This is a genomic window from Prevotella pectinovora (genome assembly GCF_000834015.1).
In the GTDB taxonomy this organism is placed as follows: Bacteria; Bacteroidota; Bacteroidia; order Bacteroidales; family Bacteroidaceae; genus Prevotella; species Prevotella pectinovora.
Genome location: NZ_JXQI01000054.1, coordinates 1 through 1,601, shown reverse-complemented (window position 1 = coordinate 1,601; position 1,601 = coordinate 1). Strand labels below are relative to the sequence as shown.

1 protein-coding gene is annotated in these 1,601 nt (G+C 43.7%); it reads left to right on the top strand.

From position 1 onward, the window contains the following. Positions 1–141: 141 nt before the first annotated feature. Complete coding sequence (locus ST42_RS06270; protein ID WP_005814044.1) at positions 142–1,431, top strand: IS1380-like element IS612 family transposase; 1,290 nt, start codon at positions 142–144, stop codon at positions 1,429–1,431. Positions 1,432–1,601: the final 170 nt, after the last annotated feature.

Here is a 1,601-nt window from a genome sequence, read left to right as displayed (position 1 = left end):
AAAACCTTAATTCCGCAACACTATAATTTAACTTTATTTATAAGTTCCTGAGCAACAAAAAGTTGCCCAGGATTTTGCCATGTCAGAATTTTCACTTATCTTAGTGTTGCAAAAAGAAAACAAGCAAAACTCTAATATGACATGGCAAAAATACAAATTAAATCTGAGAAACTCACACCTTTTGGAGGAATTTTTTCAATCATGGAGAAATTTGACTCCATGCTTTCACCCGTTATCGACTCAACACTGGGTCAGAGATGCAGCAGTATCTTCGGATATCAGTTCAGCGAGATAGTCCGTTCGCTGATGAGCGTTTATTTCTGTGGCGGCTCATGCGTGGAAGATGTAACGTCACAACTGATGCGCCATCTCTCGTATCATCCTACCCTTCGTACATGCAGCTCTGATACCATCCTCAGAGCCATCAAGGAACTGACACAGGAAAACATCTCCTATACTTCCGACCAAGGCAAGACCTATGATTTCAATACTGCAGACAAACTCAACACATTGCTTATAAACGCTTTGGTTTCTACAGGCGAGTTGAAGGAAATTGAGGAATACGATGTTGACTTTGACCATCAGTTCCTTGAAACGGAGAAGTATGATGCAAAACCGACCTACAAAAAGTTCCTCGGCTACAGGCCTGGCGTATATGTTATCGGTGACAAGATAGTCTATATCGAGAACAGCGATGGTAACACGAATGTGCGTTTTCATCAGGCAGACACCCATAAGAGATTCTTCGCTCTTCTGGAATCCCAGAACATCCGTGTAAATCGCTTCAGGGCAGACTGCGGTTCCTGCTCGAAGGAAATCGTCAGTGAGATAGAGAAGCATTGCAAACATTTCTACATCCGTGCCAACCGATGCAGTTCGCTCTACAATGACATCTTTGCTCTGAGAGGATGGAAGACGGAGGAGATTAACGGCATCCAGTTCGAACTCAATTCCATTCTCGTTGAGAAATGGGAAGGCAAGTGCTATCGTCTTGTCATCCAGAGACAAAGACGCAACAGTGGCGACCTTGACCTGTGGGAAGGCGAATACACTTACCGTTGTATTCTGACCAACGATTACAAGTCATCGACAAGGGACATTGTTGAATTCTACAATCTGCGTGGCGGCAAGGAACGTATCTTTGACGACATGAACAACGGATTCGGTTGGAGCAGGCTCCCCAAGTCATTCATGGCGGAGAATACTGTCTTTCTTCTGCTTACTGCATTGATACACAATTTCTACAAGACCATCATGAGCAGGCTTGACACCAAGGCTTTTGGGCTCAAGAAAACGAGTCGCATAAAGGCTTTTGTCTTCAGATTCATCTCCGTACCTGCCAAGTGGATCATGACTGCAAGGCAATACGTGCTGAATATCTACACAGAGAACCGAGCTTATGCAAAACCCTTCAAAACAGAATTCGGATAAGAATCCTTTCTTTCCGGTTTGAATCTGCGTATTACCTCAAGTCGCATCGTGGGGTAAGGGGATGGTGGCTACATATTGATGTTGTGCTGTTGCTTTTTACTGAAAGCTGCTACTAACGACTCATAAATCTACCCTTAATCGTGTATTGGATGATAGTTGCGGATTTTAGG

Coding starts and splice junctions, on each gene's coding strand:
- ST42_RS06270 (WP_005814044.1), top strand. CDS start 142: ATGGCAAAAATACAAATTAAATCTGAGAAACTCACACCTTTTGGAGGA.